Source organism: Bifidobacterium aemilianum (genome assembly GCF_003315635.1).
GTDB lineage: Bacteria > Actinomycetota > Actinomycetes > Actinomycetales > Bifidobacteriaceae > Bifidobacterium > Bifidobacterium aemilianum.
The window spans coordinates 1-792 of sequence record NZ_PDCG01000022.1; the positions used below are offsets into that span (position 1 = coordinate 1).

2 protein-coding genes are annotated in these 792 nt (G+C 58.2%); both read left to right on the top strand.

Annotated features, from left to right (window positions below; all coding sequences use genetic code 11):
* The first annotated feature begins 180 nt into the window (after positions 1-180).
* Positions 181-465 (top strand): hypothetical protein, encoded by a 285-nt coding sequence (locus CRD60_RS08200; RefSeq protein ID WP_113860786.1) that lies wholly within the window; start codon positions 181-183, stop codon positions 463-465.
* Positions 462-792: hypothetical protein (locus tag CRD60_RS08205; protein ID WP_130473088.1), on the top strand; the 331-nt coding region annotated here is incomplete at its 3' end. The genes CRD60_RS08200 and CRD60_RS08205, both read left to right, overlap by 4 nt.

Consider the following 792-nt stretch of genomic DNA (forward strand, 5'->3'; position numbering starts at 1 on the left):
GCATTCTTGCGCTTAGGAGTCATTACATATGACAGACTATAACAAGCCGACACCTTGTATTTTCATGCCCAATCACCAGTATAAGACGGTTTCTCCTAATCAGCGGGCATCATCCTGCGCGGATTCTAATCATAAGCGCCGCCTGGCGATGGCGTTCCATCCCGCGGGGAGGATTCGGCAATGATCAAGGGGCATGGAAAAAATGACCGGCTGGATCGTGCCATGACACTCGTCCGGCTTCTTTTGGCGATTGCCGAGGACTCGGGACGTGACCTGGTCCTTGTCCGCGGCTGGCAGATCGAGGAATACAGGCGTTCCTTGAATCTGGGCTCTCCGCTCAAACTACCTTCCTTCGACGTTTCGGAGGAGGGCATGGAGGCGGGCGGCCGGTATGCGGACCGAGTAGCGCTGGGCCTGCATGAAGTGTCAACCCCGCGCAAGCAACTACAAGGGGCGCAGTCATGATGGCCGTGGCATGTGTGGCTGGTGCGCCACACGGTATAGATTTGCAGCTCAAGACCTACCGGCTTTCCGACCCGGAGGGCGACGAGGGGTATCGGCTGGTACGCGCCAGGTCCAGGAACGAGGCTCGCGCCCAGGCGACGTATTTGTTTGAAGACGTGTCCTACATCAGCGTGTTGGTCCGACGGGTCCCGTGGCTTGATAGGTATAGGGATCTAGCCTCACCGGACGCGGTCATGGCCCGGCTCAGGCACGGCTGGTGGGTGCCGAACTATGGTTTCACTGACGCCGAACGGTTGGTGGACGAGTACGGCAATGAATACGTTGATC

Coding starts and splice junctions, on each gene's coding strand:
- CRD60_RS08200 (WP_113860786.1), top strand. CDS start 181: ATGATCAAGGGGCATGGAAAAAATGACCGGCTGGATCGTGCCATGACA.